At 62.9% G+C, this 16,875-nt stretch carries 16 protein-coding genes; 13 read left to right on the forward strand and 3 right to left on the reverse strand.

Annotated elements, in window-relative coordinates:
• Window positions 1–231: 231 nt before the first annotated feature.
• Window positions 232–1,929: a long-chain-fatty-acid--CoA ligase FadD1 gene (gene fadD1, locus M5C71_RS25785; RefSeq protein ID WP_248769006.1), complete on the forward strand. Its 1,698-nt coding sequence runs from the start codon at window positions 232–234 to the stop codon at window positions 1,927–1,929.
• A 58-nt stretch (window positions 1,930–1,987) separates the two neighbouring features.
• On the opposite strand, the gene M5C71_RS25790 is transcribed toward fadD1, so the two are convergent.
• Window positions 1,988–2,368, reverse strand: coding sequence for a hypothetical protein (locus tag M5C71_RS25790; protein WP_103497597.1), 381 nt, complete (start codon window positions 2,366–2,368; stop codon window positions 1,988–1,990).
• 210 nt (window positions 2,369–2,578) lie between these two features.
• On the opposite strand from M5C71_RS25790, the gene M5C71_RS25795 reads away from it, so the two are divergent.
• The 3 genes from M5C71_RS25795 (at window position 2,579) to def (ending at window position 4,443) form a co-directional block, all read left to right on the forward strand.
• A complete protein-coding gene (locus tag M5C71_RS25795; RefSeq protein WP_103497596.1) occupies window positions 2,579–2,770 on the forward strand; it encodes a CsbD family protein in 192 nt (63 codons plus the stop codon).
• A gap of 186 nt (window positions 2,771–2,956) precedes the next feature.
• On the forward strand, window positions 2,957–3,901 hold the full coding sequence (locus M5C71_RS25800; protein ID WP_103497595.1) for a YihY/virulence factor BrkB family protein: 945 nt from the start codon (window positions 2,957–2,959) through the stop codon (window positions 3,899–3,901).
• Between the two features lie 2 nt (window positions 3,902–3,903).
• Window positions 3,904–4,443 (forward strand): peptide deformylase, encoded by a 540-nt coding sequence (gene def, locus M5C71_RS25805; RefSeq protein WP_103497594.1) that lies wholly within the window; start codon window positions 3,904–3,906, stop codon window positions 4,441–4,443.
• Window positions 4,444–4,465: 22 nt separating this feature from the next.
• On the opposite strand, the gene M5C71_RS25810 is transcribed toward def, so the two are convergent.
• Both M5C71_RS25810 and M5C71_RS25815 read right to left on the reverse strand, forming a co-directional pair.
• Window positions 4,466–5,302: a methyltransferase gene (locus M5C71_RS25810; RefSeq protein ID WP_248747730.1), complete on the reverse strand. Its 837-nt coding sequence runs from the start codon at window positions 5,300–5,302 to the stop codon at window positions 4,466–4,468.
• A gap of 59 nt (window positions 5,303–5,361) precedes the next feature.
• Window positions 5,362–5,799 carry a GNAT family N-acetyltransferase gene (locus M5C71_RS25815; RefSeq protein ID WP_248747731.1) on the reverse strand — a complete coding sequence of 146 codons (438 nt, stop codon included), beginning with the start codon at window positions 5,797–5,799 and terminating at the stop codon, window positions 5,362–5,364.
• Window positions 5,800–6,119: 320 nt separating this feature from the next.
• Between M5C71_RS25815 and M5C71_RS25820 the strand changes: the two genes are divergently transcribed.
• The 9 genes from M5C71_RS25820 to M5C71_RS25860 all read left to right on the forward strand — a co-directional run bounded on the left by M5C71_RS25820 (window position 6,120) and on the right by M5C71_RS25860 (window position 16,872).
• On the forward strand, window positions 6,120–7,061 hold the full coding sequence (locus tag M5C71_RS25820; protein WP_248769007.1) for a fatty acid desaturase: 942 nt from the start codon (window positions 6,120–6,122) through the stop codon (window positions 7,059–7,061).
• Window positions 7,062–7,070: 9 nt separating this feature from the next.
• On the forward strand, window positions 7,071–7,862 hold the full coding sequence (locus M5C71_RS25825; protein WP_248769008.1) for a PhnD/SsuA/transferrin family substrate-binding protein: 792 nt from the start codon (window positions 7,071–7,073) through the stop codon (window positions 7,860–7,862).
• A gap of 119 nt (window positions 7,863–7,981) precedes the next feature.
• Window positions 7,982–8,491, forward strand: a complete 510-nt coding sequence (locus M5C71_RS25830) for a sigma-70 family RNA polymerase sigma factor (RefSeq protein ID WP_248769009.1) — start codon at window positions 7,982–7,984, stop codon at window positions 8,489–8,491.
• Window position 8,492: 1 nt separating this feature from the next.
• On the forward strand, window positions 8,493–9,449 hold the full coding sequence (locus M5C71_RS25835) for a FecR family protein (protein WP_103497588.1): 957 nt from the start codon (window positions 8,493–8,495) through the stop codon (window positions 9,447–9,449).
• Between the two features lie 103 nt (window positions 9,450–9,552).
• Entirely contained in the window at window positions 9,553–12,228 is a 2,676-nt protein-coding gene (locus M5C71_RS25840) for a TonB-dependent receptor (RefSeq protein ID WP_248769010.1), read from the forward strand.
• A 190-nt stretch (window positions 12,229–12,418) separates the two neighbouring features.
• Complete coding sequence (locus M5C71_RS25845; protein ID WP_248769011.1) at window positions 12,419–13,432, forward strand: ABC transporter substrate-binding protein; 1,014 nt, start codon at window positions 12,419–12,421, stop codon at window positions 13,430–13,432.
• On the forward strand, window positions 13,432–14,364 hold the full coding sequence (locus M5C71_RS25850; RefSeq protein WP_103498862.1) for an aliphatic sulfonate ABC transporter substrate-binding protein: 933 nt from the start codon (window positions 13,432–13,434) through the stop codon (window positions 14,362–14,364). Before M5C71_RS25845 ends, M5C71_RS25850 begins: the two co-directional genes overlap by 1 nt.
• Before the next feature lie 22 nt (window positions 14,365–14,386).
• The gene (locus M5C71_RS25855) at window positions 14,387–15,391 is read left to right on the forward strand and encodes an ornithine cyclodeaminase family protein (RefSeq protein ID WP_177102678.1); all 1,005 of its coding nucleotides are present in this window, start codon (window positions 14,387–14,389) and stop codon (window positions 15,389–15,391) included.
• On the forward strand, window positions 15,388–16,872 hold the full coding sequence (locus M5C71_RS25860) for an aromatic amino acid lyase (protein ID WP_248769012.1): 1,485 nt from the start codon (window positions 15,388–15,390) through the stop codon (window positions 16,870–16,872). The genes M5C71_RS25855 and M5C71_RS25860 overlap by 4 nt, the downstream gene beginning before the upstream one ends.
• Window positions 16,873–16,875 lie beyond the last annotated feature (3 nt).

The following is a 16,875-nucleotide window of genomic DNA, read 5'->3' on the forward strand; positions in this document are numbered from 1 at the left end:
CAACAAATAGAATCTTTACTCTAAAAATGACCATTGGTATTTCTTGAGTCATTTTTATGACCGTAAGGGCCTCGTTTGGCTCTAGGCGACCCTCGGCAAAGCTGCTACTCTCGGCGCGCTTTGTGACTTCTCGGCGTAGGTTAAAGCCGGATTCACCCAATAAAAAACACAGACAAATAATAATCGCATCAAATGCGGTGCTGAATTCGCGTTGCTGAGGAGTAGGCTTCCATGATCGAAGACTTTTGGAAGGATAAGTACCCGGCTGGGATTGCTGCCGATATCAATCCCGACGAGTACCCGAATGTTCAGACGGTATTGAAACAGTCTTGCCAACGATTCGCCAGCAAGCCGGCCTTCAGCAACCTCGGCAAGACACTCACCTATGGTGAGTTGTACGAACTGTCGGGTGCTTTTGCCGCTTACTTGCAACAACACACCGACCTGCAACCGGGCGACCGCATCGCCGTGCAGTTGCCCAACGTGCTGCAATATCCGGTCGCGGTCTTCGGTGCCATTCGCGCCGGGTTGATCGTGGTCAACACCAACCCGCTGTACACCGCGCGGGAAATGGAACACCAGTTCAACGACTCCGGCGCCAAGGCCCTGGTGTGCCTGGCGAACATGGCGCACCTGGCCGAAACCGTGGTGCCCAAGACCGGCGTCAAGCACGTTATCGTCACCGAAGTCGCCGACCTGTTGCCGCCGCTCAAGCGCCTGCTGATCAACAGTGTCGTCAAGTACGTGAAGAAGATGGTCCCGGCTTATCACCTGCCCAAGGCCGTCAAGTTCAACGATGTGCTGAGCAAGGGCCGTGGCCAGCCGGTCAAGGAAGCCAACCCGGCCAGCAGCGATGTCGCCGTGTTGCAATACACCGGTGGCACCACCGGCGTGGCCAAGGGCGCGATGCTGACCCACCGCAACCTGGTGGCGAACATGCTGCAGTGCAAGGCGCTGATGGGCTCGGACCTCAATGAGGGCAACGAGATCGTCATCACCCCGCTGCCGCTGTACCACATCTATGCCTTCACCTTTCATTGCATGGCGATGATGCTGATCGGCAACCACAACATCCTGATCAGCAACCCGCGTGACCTGTCGGCGATGGTCAAGGAACTGTCGAAGTGGAAGTTCAGCGCCTTTGTCGGTTTGAACACACTGTTCGTCGCACTGTGCAATAACGAAGGTTTCCGCAAGCTGGACTTCTCCGCGCTCAAGGTCACCCTGTCCGGCGGCATGGCCCTGCAACTGGCCGCGGCCGAGCGTTGGAAAGCGGTGACCGGCTGCGCCATCTGCGAAGGTTACGGCATGACCGAAACCAGTCCGGTGGCAACGGTGAACCCGAGCCAGAGCATCCAGATCGGCACCATCGGCATTCCGGTGCCTTCGACCCTGTGCAAGGTGGTCAACGATGCGGGGGAGGAACAGGCCCTGGGCGAAATCGGCGAGCTGTGCATCAAGGGCCCGCAAGTGATGAAGGGCTACTGGCAGCGCCAGGACGCCACCGATGAGATCCTCGACAGCGAAGGCTGGTTGAAGACCGGCGATATCGCGATCATCCAGCCAGATGGCTACATGCGGATTGTCGATCGCAAGAAGGACATGATCCTGGTGTCGGGCTTCAACGTCTATCCGAACGAATTGGAAGACGTGCTGGCGACCTTGCCGGGTGTGCTGCAATGCGCGGCTATCGGCGTGCCGGATGAGAAATCCGGGGAAGTCATCAAGATCTTCATCGTCGCCAAGCCGGGGGTGACCCTGACCAAGGACCAGGTGATGGAGCATATGCGTGCCAATGTCACCGGCTACAAGGTGCCCAAGTTCGTCGAGTTCCGCGATGCGCTGCCGACCACCAACGTCGGCAAGATCCTGCGTCGCGAGCTGCGCGATAGCGAGCTCAAGAAGCTGGGCCTGAAGAAAATCGCCTGACCCGCTGAAACGACAAAGCCCCGCCATGCGGGGCTTTGTCATTTATGGCATTCGCTATTCAAGACTGCTGGAATGGCGAGAAATCCACACCGGTACCAGCCGGGCGCACGTCCTTGAGGAACGAGTCCTTGTCGGCGCTCAGCTCCAGGCTCAAGGTTGGGCGGCGCTTGCCGGCGTTGCGCACCACCAGGCCTTCCATCTTCTCGCGCAGGAACGCGGTCGTCACCTTCAGGTGCAGCAACTGGTCGTTGCTCGGGGTGTGCAACAACAGGTGTACCCATTCGTACTGGCCGATCGCCAGGCGAGCCACCGGGATATCGAACCACCAGATGTTCTTGTTGCGGTTCAGTTCGGTGAAGTGACAGTTGTTGACGCCCAGCACCGCGCCGCCCAGTTCCTGGTTGCGGCGGGCGATGGCCTGCTTTTTATCGAGTTTCATGACTTTCCTACCGTTATCGATCTTCAGCGCCAGAGCCTGAATCTGGCGCGCATTCTCAGGGGTTGGCGGGCAAACATAAAGCCAAACCTGAATTCTTCGATGAAAAGCCGTGGGCAAACACCGACTGAAAATAAATGAAACTCCGCGCGCAGGCCCCGGGTCAACCTTATGTCGAGACATGACACCCGCATTTCTTATTGGAGAAATATCATGAGCAGCACCAGCGATAAAATCAAAGGCACGGCGAACGAAGCGGTGGGTAACGTCAAGCAAGCCGTCGGCAAGGCCACCGGCAACAACCAGATGCGCGCCGAAGGCAAGGCCCAGGAACTCAAGGGCGATGTCCAGAAAGCTGTAGGAAAAGCCAAGGACGCCATCAAGAAAGGCGTCGACCGGGCCTGACCCTTCGCGGGCACGGACCATGCGGCCATCCCAGGATGGCCGTTTTCGCGTGGCGGCTACACTGGTTAAGATCGAGAAATGTTTTGAGGGTCGCCAACCGCGTTGCTTTGGGTTAGAAAGAGCTGTAGTGGAACCCCTTTGAGTCGCCTTGACTCGCTACCTTTATTTGCGGCGAAAGGAGACGCTATGATTTTCCCTGAGTTGCGCGACCTGCCCCTGCATCGCGTGATGATGCGCACGGTCACAGAATTCGTCGCCGACGAAATGTCGACCTATGCCTCGGCACTGGCCTACCAGATGCTGTTTTCGTTGTTTCCCTTCCTGTTGTTCCTGATCGCCCTGATCGGTTTCCTGCACCTGCCGGACTTTTTCACCTGGCTGCGCCTGCAGTCGGAGCTGGTGTTGCCGCCCCAGGCCCTGGACCAGGTCAACCCGGTGATCGACCAGTTGCAGCAATCCAAGGGCGGCCTGCTCTCGGTGGGTATCGTCATTGCCCTGTGGACTGCCTCGGCCGGCGTGCGCCTGATGATGAGCGCGATGAACGCCGCCTACGATGTGCTCGAGGGACGGCCGATCTGGAAGCGTTTTCCGCTGTCGATCTTCTACACCGTCGGCATCGCCGTGATGCTGCTGGCCGCCGCCGCGCTGATGGTGCTCGGGCCGCAGGTCATGAGCTGGCTGGCGGGACAGATCGGCATGGAGGAATACGTCGTCACGCTCTGGACCTGGCTGCGCTGGCCGGTGGTGGTGGTGCTGCTGATGTTCGCCGTGGCCCTGATGTACTACGTGATGCCGGACGTGAAGCAGAAATTCCGCTTTATCACCCCGGGCTCGGTGCTCGCGGTGGTGGTCTGGATCGTCGCGTCCCTGGGCTTCGGCTATTACGTGAAAACCTTCGCCGACTACAACGCAATGTATGGCAGTATCGGGGCGATCATCGTCCTGCTGCTGTACTTCTATATTTCCGCGGCGGTCCTGTTGCTCGGGGCTGAAATGAATGCGGTGATCGAACACATGTCGTCCGAAGGCAAGAATCCTGGCAAAAAGGACTTCCACGAGCATGACGACACCCTGCCTATCTCCGGATTGGGGCGGGACCACTCCCTCAAGCCGACTATTGACGAAACCTGATCATGATCCGTGAAATCCTGAAAATGGGCGATGAGCGCCTGCTGCGTATCGCTCCGCCGGTGCCGCCGGAATTGTTCAACAGCAAGGAGCTGTGGGAGCTGATCGACGATATGTTCCAGACCATGGAGCACGTCGGTGGCGTCGGCCTGGCCGCGCCGCAGATCGGCGTCGACCTGCAACTGGTGATCTTCGGTTTCGAGCATAGCGAACGTTATCCGGACGCCGAGGCGGTGCCGCAGACCATCCTGATCAACCCGCTGATCACGCCCCTGGGGCCGCAGCTGGAAGAAGGCTTTGAAGGTTGCCTTTCGGTACCGGGCCTGCGCGGCGCGGTGGACCGCTACTCGCGTATCCGCTACGAAGGCTTCACGCCCAATGGCGAACCGCTGGTGCGGATCGCCGAGGGCTTCCACGCCCGTGTGGTGCAACACGAATGCGACCACCTGATCGGCCGCCTGTACCCGTCGCGGATCAGCGACTTCAGCAAATTCGGTTTCACCGAAGTGCTGTTCCCCGACCTGGACCCGACGGCGGACGATTGACCGCCGAAGTTTCCAGTTTCCCTTACTGGGCCGCCACCTTGCCGGGTTTGACGAAGCGCAGGGTCAGGCGGTCCGATTCGCCGATGGCCACATACTTGGCCCGGTCCTGGTCACCCAGCCTCAGCGACGGCGGCAAGGTCCAGACGCCGCCGGGGTAGTCCTTGGTGTCCTTGGGGTTGGCGTTGATTTCGCTCTGGCCTTCCAGCGCGAAGCCGGCATCGGTGGCCAGTTTCACCACGTAGGCGGTGGGCAGGTAGCCGCTTTGCTTGATACTGGCCAGGTCCGCGCCATCCTTGGCCCGGTGATCCACCACACCAAGCACGCCGCCCGGCTTCAGTACCTTGAAGAAGGCGCTGAACATCGCCGGGGCGTCATCGGCCATGACCCAGTTGTGCACATTGCGGAAGGTCAGCACGCGGTCCGCCGAGCCAGGCTTGCCGAACACCGGTGCCTGGGGATCGAACTCGACCACGCCGGCCTTGGCGTAGTGGCTCGGGTCCTTGGCGAATTTCTGCTTCAGGTTGTCGGCCGAGCGTTTGGCGAACTCACTGGTCGCGGGCGCCTGCACGGCCGCAATGTAATGGCCGTGGTCCTTGAGCAGCGGCGCGAGCACTTCGCTGTACCAGCCACCGCCGGGGGTGATTTCGATCACCGTCTGGTTGGCCTGCAAACCGAAGAACTGCAAGGTCTGTTGGGGATGGCGGTAGCCGTCGCGAACGCTGTTTTCCGGCGCCCGCCAGGAGCCTGCCAGGACCTTGGCGTATTGCGCGTCGGTGATGGCGCTATTGGCGGTGGCGGCCTGGCTGGCGAGAGGGGCGAGAAGGGCGGTCAAGGATAAAGCCACGAGCGTGCGTTTCATGATCATCCTGGTAAAAACGAGTGTGGGTTGGAGGCTAGCACGGGCAAATGCACCGCCGATCACACATTTTGCGCAGTCGACCTCACCAACGGTTCTATACCCAGGGCAATCATCGGCTTGCTGCGTGAGTAGCGCGCCAGACGCTCCGCCAGCGGCTGGGGCAGGGTCGGGTCGCCGCGGAAACCCAGGCGTTCATAGAACCCGCGCAGGTCGGGATGGCAGAACAGCCAGGTCGGGCCGCAGCAGTTGCCGAGCGCCTGTTGCAGCAACTGCGCGGCGATGCCCTGGCCGCGTCGTGATGGGGCGACAAACAGTCCGGTAAGCCAATGTCCCTGGGCAATCGGGGTCAGCGACAACCCGCCGATGATCTCCCCTTGCCGGGCCACCCACGGCTGTCCGTCGCTGGCCGAACGCATCGGCGAGTTGTGCGCGCGGTAGAACTTGTTCAGCAGTGGCCGTAGCGCTTCCGGCAGTGGGGCGTAGTCGGGATTGGGCATGGCATTTATTATCGCTGGAGAGGGCTGGCGTGGGATTATAAGAGAGCCGAAGTGCTCGGATGGGTGTATACCTGAGTCTACATCCATCTGGAGTACGCATCATGAGCAAGGGCATGGATTCAAAAAAAGCCACCAAGAAGAAACCCGCCAAGAGCGCCGACGAAAAGCGTGCGGCGAAGAAGGTCAAGAAGGTCGATGTGCTCGGCCATTGAGGGATCTAAGGATATAACCAATCGATCTGCAAGATTTTCCGCCGGTAATCCACATCAGGGGATAAAGCCGGGGTTTATCCATCGGCTGAACCTGTGTGAAGCCGACCGATGCCCAATTATCTTGATGTTGCTCAACGCGAAGAAATCCTGCACCTGAAACAAACCTTCACCGGCCGTACCGAATGGCCGACCTGGCTATTGCTGATCGGTGTCTATTCAAGCTGGTTCGCCGTGCTGCTGGCCAGTCCCTGGCTCGGCCTGTGGCCGAGCACGCTCTTGCTGATTCCCATCGTTACGCTGTGGATGTCGGTGCAGCACGAATTGCTGCACGGTCATCCGACCCGTTTCGTCTGGCTGAACAAGCTGATGGGTTATGCGCCGTTCGCCGTCTGGTATCCCTACACCCTCTATCGTGACAGCCACCTGTTGCATCACCGCGACGAGGACCTGACCTTGCCCGGTGTCGACCCGGAAAGCCGCTATTTCTGTCAGCAGGATTGGCAGCGCCGCTCGGCTCTGCAACGCAGCGTGCACTATTTGAACAAGACGGTCCCGGGACGCCTGCTGCTGGGAGCGCCACTGGCCTTGTTCGGCCTGGTCAAGGAGGAAGGCCAGCGCCTGCGCCGTGGCGAGCGCCAGGCCTGGCTGATGTGGCTGACCCACGGCACGCTGACCTTGTTGATGCTGGCGTTTATCGCCCATTACAGCCTGATCCCGGTCTGGCACTACCTGCTGCTGATCAGCGTCCCGGCGCTGTCGGTGGGGGCGCTGCGGTCTTTCTATGAACACCGCCCGAGTACCTTGCCGGAGCAACGCACGGTGCTCAACGAAGCGGGCTGGCCCTGGCGTTGGTTGTTCCTCAATCTGAACCTGCACCTGGTGCACCACGACCTGCCGAAACTGCCCTGGTATTTCCTGCCGCGTGTCTATTACGCGCGGCGCGACGCCTGGTTGGCGCGCAGTGGTGGCTACCTGGTAAAAGGCTATGGCGAGCTGGCGCGACGGCATGCGCTGCAAGTCGTCGATAGCCCACGGCATCCGTTTGCCTGAGGACGATTCATGACTCACCGTTATGCAGAACTGTTGATGTATGTGGCGCCGCAGGAAGTGGGGGAGGCCAACGAGCGCTGGATCGAGCGGATTGTGGAAAAGCTCGGTGTGCGCCGGGGTTCTGCCCAGAATCTGGACTTGATGCAGCTCTGGCTATCCCCACAACTGCTGTTCGCCCAGACCTGCGGGTATCCGCTGATGAGCCTGTTGCGCGGTCAGGTCAAGGTGATCGGGCGCCCGCGTTATGAACTGGAATACGCCTCGGGCGGTGACCATTGCAGTCTGTTGCTGAGTCGTGAAAGCGAGGGCCGTCGTACCCTGGAAGACTTCTACGACAGCCGCGGCGTGATCAACGATGAAGGCTCCAATAGCGGGATGAACCTGCTGCGACATGCACTGGCACCCCTGCATCAGGACGGTCGGTTCTTCGCCAGTGTCGGGCAGAGTGGCGCTCACCGCGAAAGCCTGCGCTGGTTGCGCGAGGGCCTGGCCGACCTGGCGGCGGTGGACAGTGTGACCTTCGCCTACCTGGCACGTTTTGCAGCCCATGAGGTGGCCGGATTGAGAGTGGTGGCGCGTAGCGCCTTGAGTCCGTGCCTGCCTTACATCACCCATGCCGGGTCGAGCGTCGAGGAGATCGAGGGCATTCGGGTGGCGATGAACCAGGGGCTGCACGAGCTTCCCGATGTCGCGGTGACGTTGGGTTTGAGTGAAGTGTTGCCGGCGAGCGAGGCGGACTATCAGGTCTTGCTGGATTACCGGGACGAGGCCCGGGCGCTGGGGTTTGCATCAATTCATTAAATAGCAAAATAGAATATTAAAATAGTTTTTAAGTATTATTAAAGAATAAGCCGTGTTGGTAGGATCCCTGCCACCGGACCACCGGACATACAGCGCATCTCTCTTCAATTGGAGCCACTATGTCCGGCGCCGACACACCTCACCGCGATTACGTGGGCGGATTGTTCCGTAGTCATTACCCATGGCTGTGCGCCCGTTTGCGCCGCCACCTGGATTCCAGCGCCAGCGCCGAAGACATCGCCGCCGACACCTTCGTCCAGTTGCTGATGGCCCCCGACGCCGTGCCGATTCGTCAGCCACGGGCGCTGCTGACCACCATTGCCCAGCGCCTGATGTACCAGCTCTGGCGCCGCCGCGACCTGGAGCGCGCCTACCTCGATGCCTTGCAACAGGCCCCCGACGTCGAAGTGCCGTCGCCTGAAGACCTGGCCCAGATGCTCGAAGCCCTGGAAAACATCGACTGCCTGCTCGACGGTCTGCCGGACAAGGTCAAGGCCACCTTCCTGCTGTCCCAGGTCAATGGCCTGACCTATCCCGAGATCGCCGCCGAGCTGGGCATTTCCCAACGCTCGGTCAGCGACTACATGACCCGGGCCATCGGCCGCTGCCTGCGCGCGAGGAGCGATTGAGATGAGCCGCGAGCCGCAAGACCCGCTGATCGAAGAGGTCACCCGCTGGATCGTCCTGCTGCATTCCGGTCATGCCAGCGACGCCGACCAGCGCGCCTACCGCCACTGGCGCAGCCAGGACCCGCGTCGCGAGCAGCTTTGCAGCCAACTGGAAACCCGCCTCGGGGTGTTCCGCATTCCCATCGCCCAGGGCGTCGATGCGCAATTGCTGCAGCGCACCCTGAGCGCGCCGCCCAACCGCCGCAAGGTCTTGCAGGGTGCGCTGGCCGGAGTCGGGGTGATCCTCGGTGTCGCTCTCCTGGCCCGTGACGGCGGCCTGCCGCTGGCCGAACTGAGCGCCGACTTGCGCACCGGCACCGCCGAGCGCCGCAGCCTGGAGCTGCCGGATGGCAGCCGCTTGCAGCTCAACGCGCAAAGCGCCGCCGACATCGATTTCAGTCCCCGGCAGCGGCAACTCCGGCTGTTGGACGGTGAACTGCTGGCGCAGGTCGCCAATGACGCGGCCCGGCCTTTTGTCGTGCAGACCACCCAGGCGCGGGTGCACGCCTATGGCAATCGCTTGCAGGTGCGCGAAAGGGCCGGCAGCGGCCATGTCGTCGCGCTCAGCGGTGCCCTGGAAATCCACGGACCCGCCGGCGAATACCTGCAATTGCCGAGCGGTCACGAGGTGTCCTACGACCGCTATCGATTCGGCCCGATCCTGCCCAGTCGCATGGGAGCCACGGCCTGGGTCGAGGGACTGCTGGAAGTGCGCGACGCGGCACTGTCCGAGGTGATCGAGGCTTTGCGCCCTTATCGCCCGGGTGTGCTGAGGCTGGACCCGGCCATCGCGCAACTGCGGGTCAGCGGTCTGTTCCGACTGGACAACCCGCAGCAGGTACTCGACACCCTGGCCCGCACCTTGCCGATTCGTATCGCCCGGCACACCGACCTGTGGGTGACCTTGAGCCCGGCCTAGGCGCTTGGTTCTAAGACCATAACCAAAGGGTCTGCAAGTTTTTCATCGGCCATTGCACATCACTCCCGTAAGCGCTGCCGAGGGAGCAGCGCTGTTCGATTCCATGGGGGGAATCACTTTGCGTCCGTACAACACCAACACAGCAGCACGCCGTTCACTGCGCAGTTTTGCCATCGCACCGCTGGCCGGATTGTTTCTCACCTGTGCCCAGGGCGCCGAAGAAGCCCGGCAGGTTTATCACATCGCACCCGGTCCGCTGGACGAGGTGCTGCTCAATATCAGCCGGCAAAGCGGCCAGGTGATTTCCTTCACGCCGCAATTGAGCAACTACTCGTCGGCCCAGGTGGACGGTTCCCTGTCGGTCCAGCAGGCGGTGAACGAAGCCTTGCGCGGGACCGGCCTGCAATTGCAGGTCAGCCCCGAAGGCGCGTTCATCATCAAGGAGGGCGCCGCTTCGAGCCAGGCCGCCAGCACCGCCAAAACCGTTGCACGCAACACCGACGCCGCCGCGCCAACCCTCGACCGGGTGGTCGCCATCGGCACCCGCCGTAGCGATGCCACGGCCCTGACCAGCACCGCGCCGGTGGACGTGATCAACGCCGAGGAACTCAAGCAGACCGGTGCCACCAGCCTCAACCAGGCCTTGTTCCAACTGCTGCCGTCCTTCAACTTTCCGCAGAACCAGAGCGCGACCCGTGGCCAGGACCCCAAGGGCGCGTCCTTGCGCGGGTTGGCCCCGGACCAGACCCTGGTACTGATCAACGGCAAGCGCCGGCATGCCTCGGCGGTGGTGAACATCTCCGGCGGCGTGCCCTTCGTGGGCGCGCAGCCGGTGGACCTGGACATGATCCCGATCAGCGCCATCGACCATGTCGAAGTGCTGCGCGACGGCGCCTCGGCGCAATACGGCTCCGACGCCATCGCCGGGGTGATCAACATTGTGCTCAAGGAGCGCGACAGCGGCGGCCAGATCAATACCCAACTGGGAAAATTCGCCCAGGGCGACGGTTTCTCCAAGGCCGCAGACGGCTGGTATGGCGTGGGCCTGCCGGGGGACGGTTTCCTGACCCTGAGCTTCAACAGCCTGAACAACAAACCCGATGATATCGGCGACAGCTACCAGGCCAACGGCCAGACCCAGGACCCACGCTGGGGCGGTGCCGGACGCGACAAGTACAACCTGGCGGCCAACGCCGAGATCGGCCTGAGCGATCAATGGCGTCTCTACAGCTTTGCCACCTTCGGCCAGGACACCTCGGTCAACAACACGCCGCCGTTGCTGGCGGGCAACCCGAACAACGTGGCGGCGATCTACCCCAATGGCACCATTCCCAAGTACCGCTATCGCTATGAAGACGGCGCGCTGACCGTCGGTTCGCGCTACGAGGATGCGAGCCTGGGGCGCTTCGACCTGAGCGCCACCTACGGTCGCGATACCCATGACGAAACCGCGTTCGACACGGTCAACCCGAGCTTCGGCGCGGCCAGCCCGACCCGCTTCAATGTCGCCACGCTGATCAACGAACAGACCAACCTGACCCTGGACTACGCCAAGGACCTGGATGTGGATTGGTCCAAACATCCGCTGACGGTTTCCGCCGGTATTGCCTATCGCAACGAGCGTTATCGCCTGGAGGCGGGTGATGCCGATTCCTACTCCTTCGGTGGCATCAACGGTGTCCAGGTCGGCGCGGTGCAGGCTTCGGGCCTGACGCCGGAGGACGCCGGAACCTACAGCCGCAATGTCGGCGGGGTGTATTTCGGCCTGGAAAACCAGCTCACCGACAAATTCCAGTTCGGCCTGGCCGGGCGCACCGAGCACTATTCGGACTTCGGTTCGGCCACCACCGGCAAGGTCTCGGCGCGCTATGACTTCACCCCACGGGTCGGCCTGCGGGCCACGGTGAACAACGCCTATCGCGCCCCGACCCTGGGCCAGATCGGCACCTCCTGGACCACCACCACCAACGTCGACTCCAACGGCAACCCGGTGCTGACCCGCATGCTGCCCGCCGACAACCCGGCGGCGCGGGCGTTGGGCGCGCAGCCGCTGAAACCGGAAAAGTCCACCAACTTCTCCCTCGGCCTGGTGCTGCGGCCTACCGACCAGGCCTCGGTGACCATCGATGCCTACCAGATCAGCATTCGCGATCGCCTGCTCTACAGCGGCGGTATCTCGGGGCCCCAGGCCGAGCAGATCCTCCAGGCCGCCGGCTACGGCCAGTACACCTGGGCGCAGTTCATGACCAACGCCGCCGACACCCGCACCCGGGGTATCGACATCGTCGGCAAGTACAACCTCGACCTGCAGCAGTTCGGCAGCCTGGCCTTGTCGGCGGGCTACACCAAGGCCAGGACCGTGATCGAGCGGATCAACTCCAACCCCTACGGCTTTGATGTGCTGACCCGTGAAGCCCGGGGCTTCCTCGAACACGGCTACCCGGAAGACAAGCTGGTGTTCGGCGCGGTGCATCGCTACGGCGCCTGGACCGTGGCGCTGAACGAGACCCGTTATGGCCAGTACCGCAAGTATGCGACCAGCGATGCCGCGGCGCAGTACGACCAGACCTTCTCGGCGCAATGGACCACCGACCTGGACGTGAACTACGCCTTCACCAAACAGCTGCGGCTGTCGGTGGGGGCCAACAACCTGTTCGACAGCAAGCCGGACACCTTCAACCCGCAACTGCGCCAGACGGCGGGGCAGCAATACAGCTTCCTGTCGCCGGCGGCACCGGAGGGGGCCTTCTACTACACACGGCTGAGCTACGACTTCTGATTTTCAGGGCGACACATCCCTCCCTGGAGGAACGCAATCCCTGTAGGAGCAGGGCTTGCCCGCGAAGAGGCCCTCAAGATCGCTAAAAGCTTCGCGGGCAAGCCCAGCTCCTACAGGTCCGTATTCCAACGGGGGAGTCCCCGTGAAACACAACGATTGACCATGAAAACCGAACCACCACGAGGTGAACATGAAATCCATCAAGACCCTGTTCGGCGGCTCGCTACTGGCCCTGAGCCTGTTGGCCCAGCCGGCACCCGCCGCTGAAAAGAACGCCCCGATCCACTTCGGCGACATCACCTGGGAGAGCGGCAGCCTGATCACCGAAATCCTGCGACTGATCGTCGAGAAAGGCTACGGCTACTCCACCGACACCTTGCCCGGCAGCACCGTGAGCCTGGAAGCGGCCCTGGCGAAAAACGATATCCAGGTCATCGGCGAAGAGTGGGCCGGACGCAGCCCGGCCTGGGTCAAGGCCGAAAGCGAAGGCAAGGTGTTCGGCGTGGGCGACACCGTCAAGGGCGCCACCGAAGGCTGGTGGGTGCCGGAATACGTGATCAAGGGCGACCCGGCGCGGGGCATCAAGGCATTGGCACCGGACCTCAAGTCGGTGGCCGACCTGCCACGCTACAAGGACGTGTTCCGTGACCCGGAAGATCCGTCTCGCGGACGCTTCCTCAACAGCCCGACCGGCTGGACCTCGGAGATCGTCAACAGCCAGAAAATCAAGGCCTATGGCCTGAGCGACAGCTTCGTCAACTTCCGCACCGGTTCCGGCGCGGCGCTGGACGCGGAAGTGGCCTCCTCGGTCAAACGCGGCAAGCCGGTGCTTTTCTACTACTGGTCGCCGACCCCGCTGCTGGGTCGCTTCAACCTGGTGAAGCTGGAGGAGCCGCCGTTCGACGCCGAAGCCTGGAAGACCCTGGCCGATGGCAACAACCCGCACCCCCGTGGTACCCGCTCGATGCCGGCGCACCTGGCGATTGGTGTGTCCGCACCGTTCAAGGCGCAGTACCCGGATCTGGTGGAGTTCTTTACCAAAGTCGACCTGCCCATCGACCTGCTGAACCGTACCCTGGCCGAGATGGGTGAAAAACGCCTGCCGCCACGCCAGGTCGCCGAAGCCTTCCTGCGTGAGCAGCCACAGGTCTGGAACGCCTGGGTGCCCGCGGCAGTGGCCCAACGTGTGAGTGGCAGCCTGTGATGTTCAAACGGTTATGCCTGTTACTGGGCTTGGGCCTGGCCAGTGCCGGCCCGCTGCTGGCCGCCGATCCCGCCACGGTGCGGATCGGCTACCAGAAGAGTTCGGTGAGCATGGTCCTGGCCCGCGAGCACCATCTGCTGGAGCAGGCGTTGCCCGGCACCCAGGTGCAATGGATCGAGTTTCCCGGCGGTCCGCAACTGATCGAGGCGCTCAACGGCGGCAGTGTCGATATCGGCAACAGCGGTGATATTCCGCCGATTTTCGCCCAGGTCGCCGGCATCGACCTGCTGTATATCGGTGTCGAGCCCAGCGACGGCAAGACCGAGGCGATCATCGTGCCCAAGGACAGTCCGGTGCGGCAACTGGCCGATCTCAAGGGCAAGCGGGTCGCCTTGCTCAAGGGCTCCAGCGCCCACAATCTGTTCCTCAAGAGCCTGGTCAAGGCCGGCCTGAGTCTCAGTGACGTGAACCTGGTCTACCTGTCGCCGGCTGATGCCCGCGCCGCGTTCGAGCAGGGCAAGCTCGATGCCTGGGTGATCTGGGACCCTTACTACTCGGCCGCGCTGATCGATGGTCGGGCGCGTTTGCTCAGCGACGGCCAGGGGCTCAATTCCGGTGGCAGTTTCTATATCGCCAGTGGCACCTTTGCTCGTCAGTATCCGCAGGCTATCGGCCCGTTGCTCAAGGCCTTCGGCGGGGCCCAGCAACTGTCGTTCGACGAGCCGCAGGCGTCCATCGACAGCATGACCCGGGTCCTCGGCCTGCAACGCGGGGTGATCGAGGGCTACTTCGCCCACCGCACCCATGCACCGCTCAAAGCGGTCGACCCGGCGACGATGCTCGACCAGCAACGCACCGCCGACCGTTTCTACGCCAATGGCCTGATTCCCAAGGCGGTCCAGGTCGACCGGATCGTTTTCAAGGCCCCTTGAACCCGCAGAGGAAACCCACTCCATGCAACCTGTCTACATCGATTTTCTCAACGGACTGGACATCGCCGCCCTGGACCTGGGCAACGACGAAATCCTCGCCGCCATCGAAGCCAGCCTGGCCATCCAGGGGCGGGGAGAGGCGGTGATCGAGCCGCGTACCCACCTGATTCCGGGTGGCGGCATCAACGGCCACTTCAATGTGCTGCGCGGCGTGCTGGGCGGCGACATCGGTTATGCCGGGGTCAAGGTGGTCGGCGATTTCGTCGACAACTACCGCAAGGGGCTGCCGTCGGAACTGGCGATCCTCAACCTGCTCGACCCGGCCACCGGGGTGCCCAAGGCGATTCTCGATGCTTCGGCGATCACCGATATGCGCACCGGCGCGGTCACCGCCATCGGCGCCAAGTACCTGGCCAATCCCGGCAGCAAGGTGCTCGGACATATCGGTGCGCGGGGCACGGCCTACTGGAATGTGCGCCTGCTCGATCATCTGTTCGACTTCGACGAGATCCGCGTGCATTCGCGGCGCGAGGAAAGCCGCGAGGCCTTTGCCGAAAAACTGCGCCGCGACTTGGGCAAGCCGGTCACCGTGACCCATGACTGGGAAAGCACGGTGCGCGGTGCCGATATCGTGGTCGAGGCCTCGCGCCTGGACCAGCCGCAACCGCTGTTGCGTACCGAGTGGATCAAGCCCGGAGCCTTTGTCGTGCCCTACGGCACCATGAGCGCGGTGGAGCTGTCGCTGACCGATATCATGAGCAAGCTGGTGGTGGACGATTGGGGCCAGTGCAAGGGTGGCATGTTCGGTTCACTGCGGGCTCATGTGGAGGCGGGCAAGCTCAGTGAGCAGACCCTGCACGCCGAGCTGGGGCAGATCGTCGCGGGCTTGAAGAGCGCCCGGCAGAGCCCCGAGGAAACCATTCTGTTCTGGCACCGGGGCCTGAGTCTGAGTGATATCGCCCTGGGGCATGCGTTGTTGCAGAAGGCGACGCGTCTGGGGATCGGCCAGCGATTGAGGTTCGCATGACGGCGGTCGAGCTGGACGGACAAGGTCTGGCGCTGGAGGACTGGCTGCGGGTGGTACGCGATGGCGCGCCGCTGGTTTTCAGTACCGCCGCGCGCCAGCGGATCGCCGACGGGCATGCCTTGTTGCTGTCTCGCGCCGAAGCCGGAGAGTCGATCTATGGCGTGACCACCGGCCTCGGCGCGGCGGTGGATGTGCGTTTGCCGCTGGATGATGGGCAGCTGCAGCAGCTTATTCCCCTGGGGCGCGCGGTGGGTGTCGGACGCCTGGCGAGTGCCGAGGAGGTGCGGGCGATTCTGTGCTCGCGCCTGGCGGGATTGGCCCAGGGCCGCTCGGGGATTTCCCCGGCCACGGCGGATGCGTTGCTGAGCTTGCTTGAGGCCGGGATCTATCCCGAGGTGCCGTTGACCGGCTCCATTGGCGAAAGTGATCTGGCGCCGCTGGCCCATCTGAGCCTGGCCTTGCTTGGGCAGGGGTGGGTGAGCTGGCGCGGCGAGCGTTTGTCGGCGGCCGAGGCGCTTTCGCGCAATGGGCTTGAGCCGGCCCGGTTGATCGGCAAGGACGGTCTGGCGCTGGTCTCGGCGAATGCCGCCAGCATCGGATTGGGCGCCCTATTGGTGGCTGAAGCTGAGCGTGCGCTGGAGACTTTGCTGGCGGCCTTGGCGCTGTCCTGCGAGGGCTATCGCGCCAACCTCAGTCCGTTCCAACCCTGGGCGTCGCGTTTGCGTCCGGCGGCGGGGCAGAGCGAAGCCTCGGCGGCCTTGCTGGCGTTGCTGGCCGCCGGCGAGCTGAATGAAGAAGGGGCGGCGAGGCGCTTGCAGGACCCCTTGAGTTTTCGCTGTGCAACCGTGGTCCAGGGCGCGGCGCTTCAGGTGTGGCAGCAGTTGCGCGATACCGTGGCGCTGGAGTTGGCGAGTGGCGCGGACAACCCGGCCTTGATCGTCGAGGCGCAGAGTGTGTTGGCCAATGCCAATTTCGACAGTACCCACCTGGCCTTGGCCGGGGAGGGACTGGGCCTGGCCTTCAGTCGGCTGGCGGCCTGTTCGGCGGAGCGCATGGCCAAGCTGCTGTCGCCGGGCTCCAGCGAACTGCCGCGCTTTTTGATCGAGCAACCGGGGCATGTGGGCCTGGCGGCCTTGCAGCGCACGGCGTCGGCGTTGGTGGCGAAGATCGGCCATCTGGCCAATCCGTTGCCGGCGGTGAGCATTGCGGTGGCGGATCGGGTGGAGGATTACGCCGGACAGGCACTGGCGGTGATCGAGAAAACCCGTGAGCTGACACGGCACCTGACCACGCTGGCGGCCATCGAGCTGATTGTCGCGGCGCAGGCGGTGGACCTGCGCGGCGCATTGCGTCTGGGGGAGGGCAGTGGGGCGATCTACCGGGCAGTGCGCAGTCAGGTGGCGCGGCTCGACCATGATCGCCCAACTGCCTGGGATGTCGAGGCGTTGCTGGGATTGATCGAGACGCGGGGGATCACCTGATGA

It is taken from the genome of Pseudomonas sp. MWU12-2345 (assembly GCF_023242385.1).
Lineage (GTDB): Bacteria > Pseudomonadota > Gammaproteobacteria > Pseudomonadales > Pseudomonadaceae > Aquipseudomonas > Aquipseudomonas gingeri_D.

Bases quoted from the DNA above. Each gene is read 5' to 3' on its own strand.
- fadD1 (WP_248769006.1), top strand. From the start codon at position 232: ATGATCGAAGACTTTTGGAAGGATAAGTACCCGGCTGGGATTGCTGCC.
- M5C71_RS25790 (WP_103497597.1), bottom strand. From the start codon at position 2,368: ATGAAACTCGATAAAAAGCAGGCCATCGCCCGCCGCAACCAGGAACTG.
- M5C71_RS25795 (WP_103497596.1), top strand. From the start codon at position 2,579: ATGAGCAGCACCAGCGATAAAATCAAAGGCACGGCGAACGAAGCGGTG.
- M5C71_RS25800 (WP_103497595.1), top strand. From the start codon at position 2,957: ATGATTTTCCCTGAGTTGCGCGACCTGCCCCTGCATCGCGTGATGATG.
- def (WP_103497594.1), top strand. From the start codon at position 3,904: ATGATCCGTGAAATCCTGAAAATGGGCGATGAGCGCCTGCTGCGTATC.
- M5C71_RS25810 (WP_248747730.1), bottom strand. From the start codon at position 5,302: ATGAAACGCACGCTCGTGGCTTTATCCTTGACCGCCCTTCTCGCCCCT.
- M5C71_RS25815 (WP_248747731.1), bottom strand. From the start codon at position 5,799: ATGCCCAATCCCGACTACGCCCCACTGCCGGAAGCGCTACGGCCACTG.
- M5C71_RS25820 (WP_248769007.1), top strand. From the start codon at position 6,120: ATGCCCAATTATCTTGATGTTGCTCAACGCGAAGAAATCCTGCACCTG.
- M5C71_RS25825 (WP_248769008.1), top strand. From the start codon at position 7,071: ATGACTCACCGTTATGCAGAACTGTTGATGTATGTGGCGCCGCAGGAA.
- M5C71_RS25830 (WP_248769009.1), top strand. From the start codon at position 7,982: ATGTCCGGCGCCGACACACCTCACCGCGATTACGTGGGCGGATTGTTC.
- M5C71_RS25835 (WP_103497588.1), top strand. From the start codon at position 8,493: ATGAGCCGCGAGCCGCAAGACCCGCTGATCGAAGAGGTCACCCGCTGG.
- M5C71_RS25840 (WP_248769010.1), top strand. From the start codon at position 9,553: ATGGGGGGAATCACTTTGCGTCCGTACAACACCAACACAGCAGCACGC.
- M5C71_RS25845 (WP_248769011.1), top strand. From the start codon at position 12,419: ATGAAATCCATCAAGACCCTGTTCGGCGGCTCGCTACTGGCCCTGAGC.
- M5C71_RS25850 (WP_103498862.1), top strand. From the start codon at position 13,432: ATGTTCAAACGGTTATGCCTGTTACTGGGCTTGGGCCTGGCCAGTGCC.
- M5C71_RS25855 (WP_177102678.1), top strand. From the start codon at position 14,387: ATGCAACCTGTCTACATCGATTTTCTCAACGGACTGGACATCGCCGCC.
- M5C71_RS25860 (WP_248769012.1), top strand. From the start codon at position 15,388: ATGACGGCGGTCGAGCTGGACGGACAAGGTCTGGCGCTGGAGGACTGG.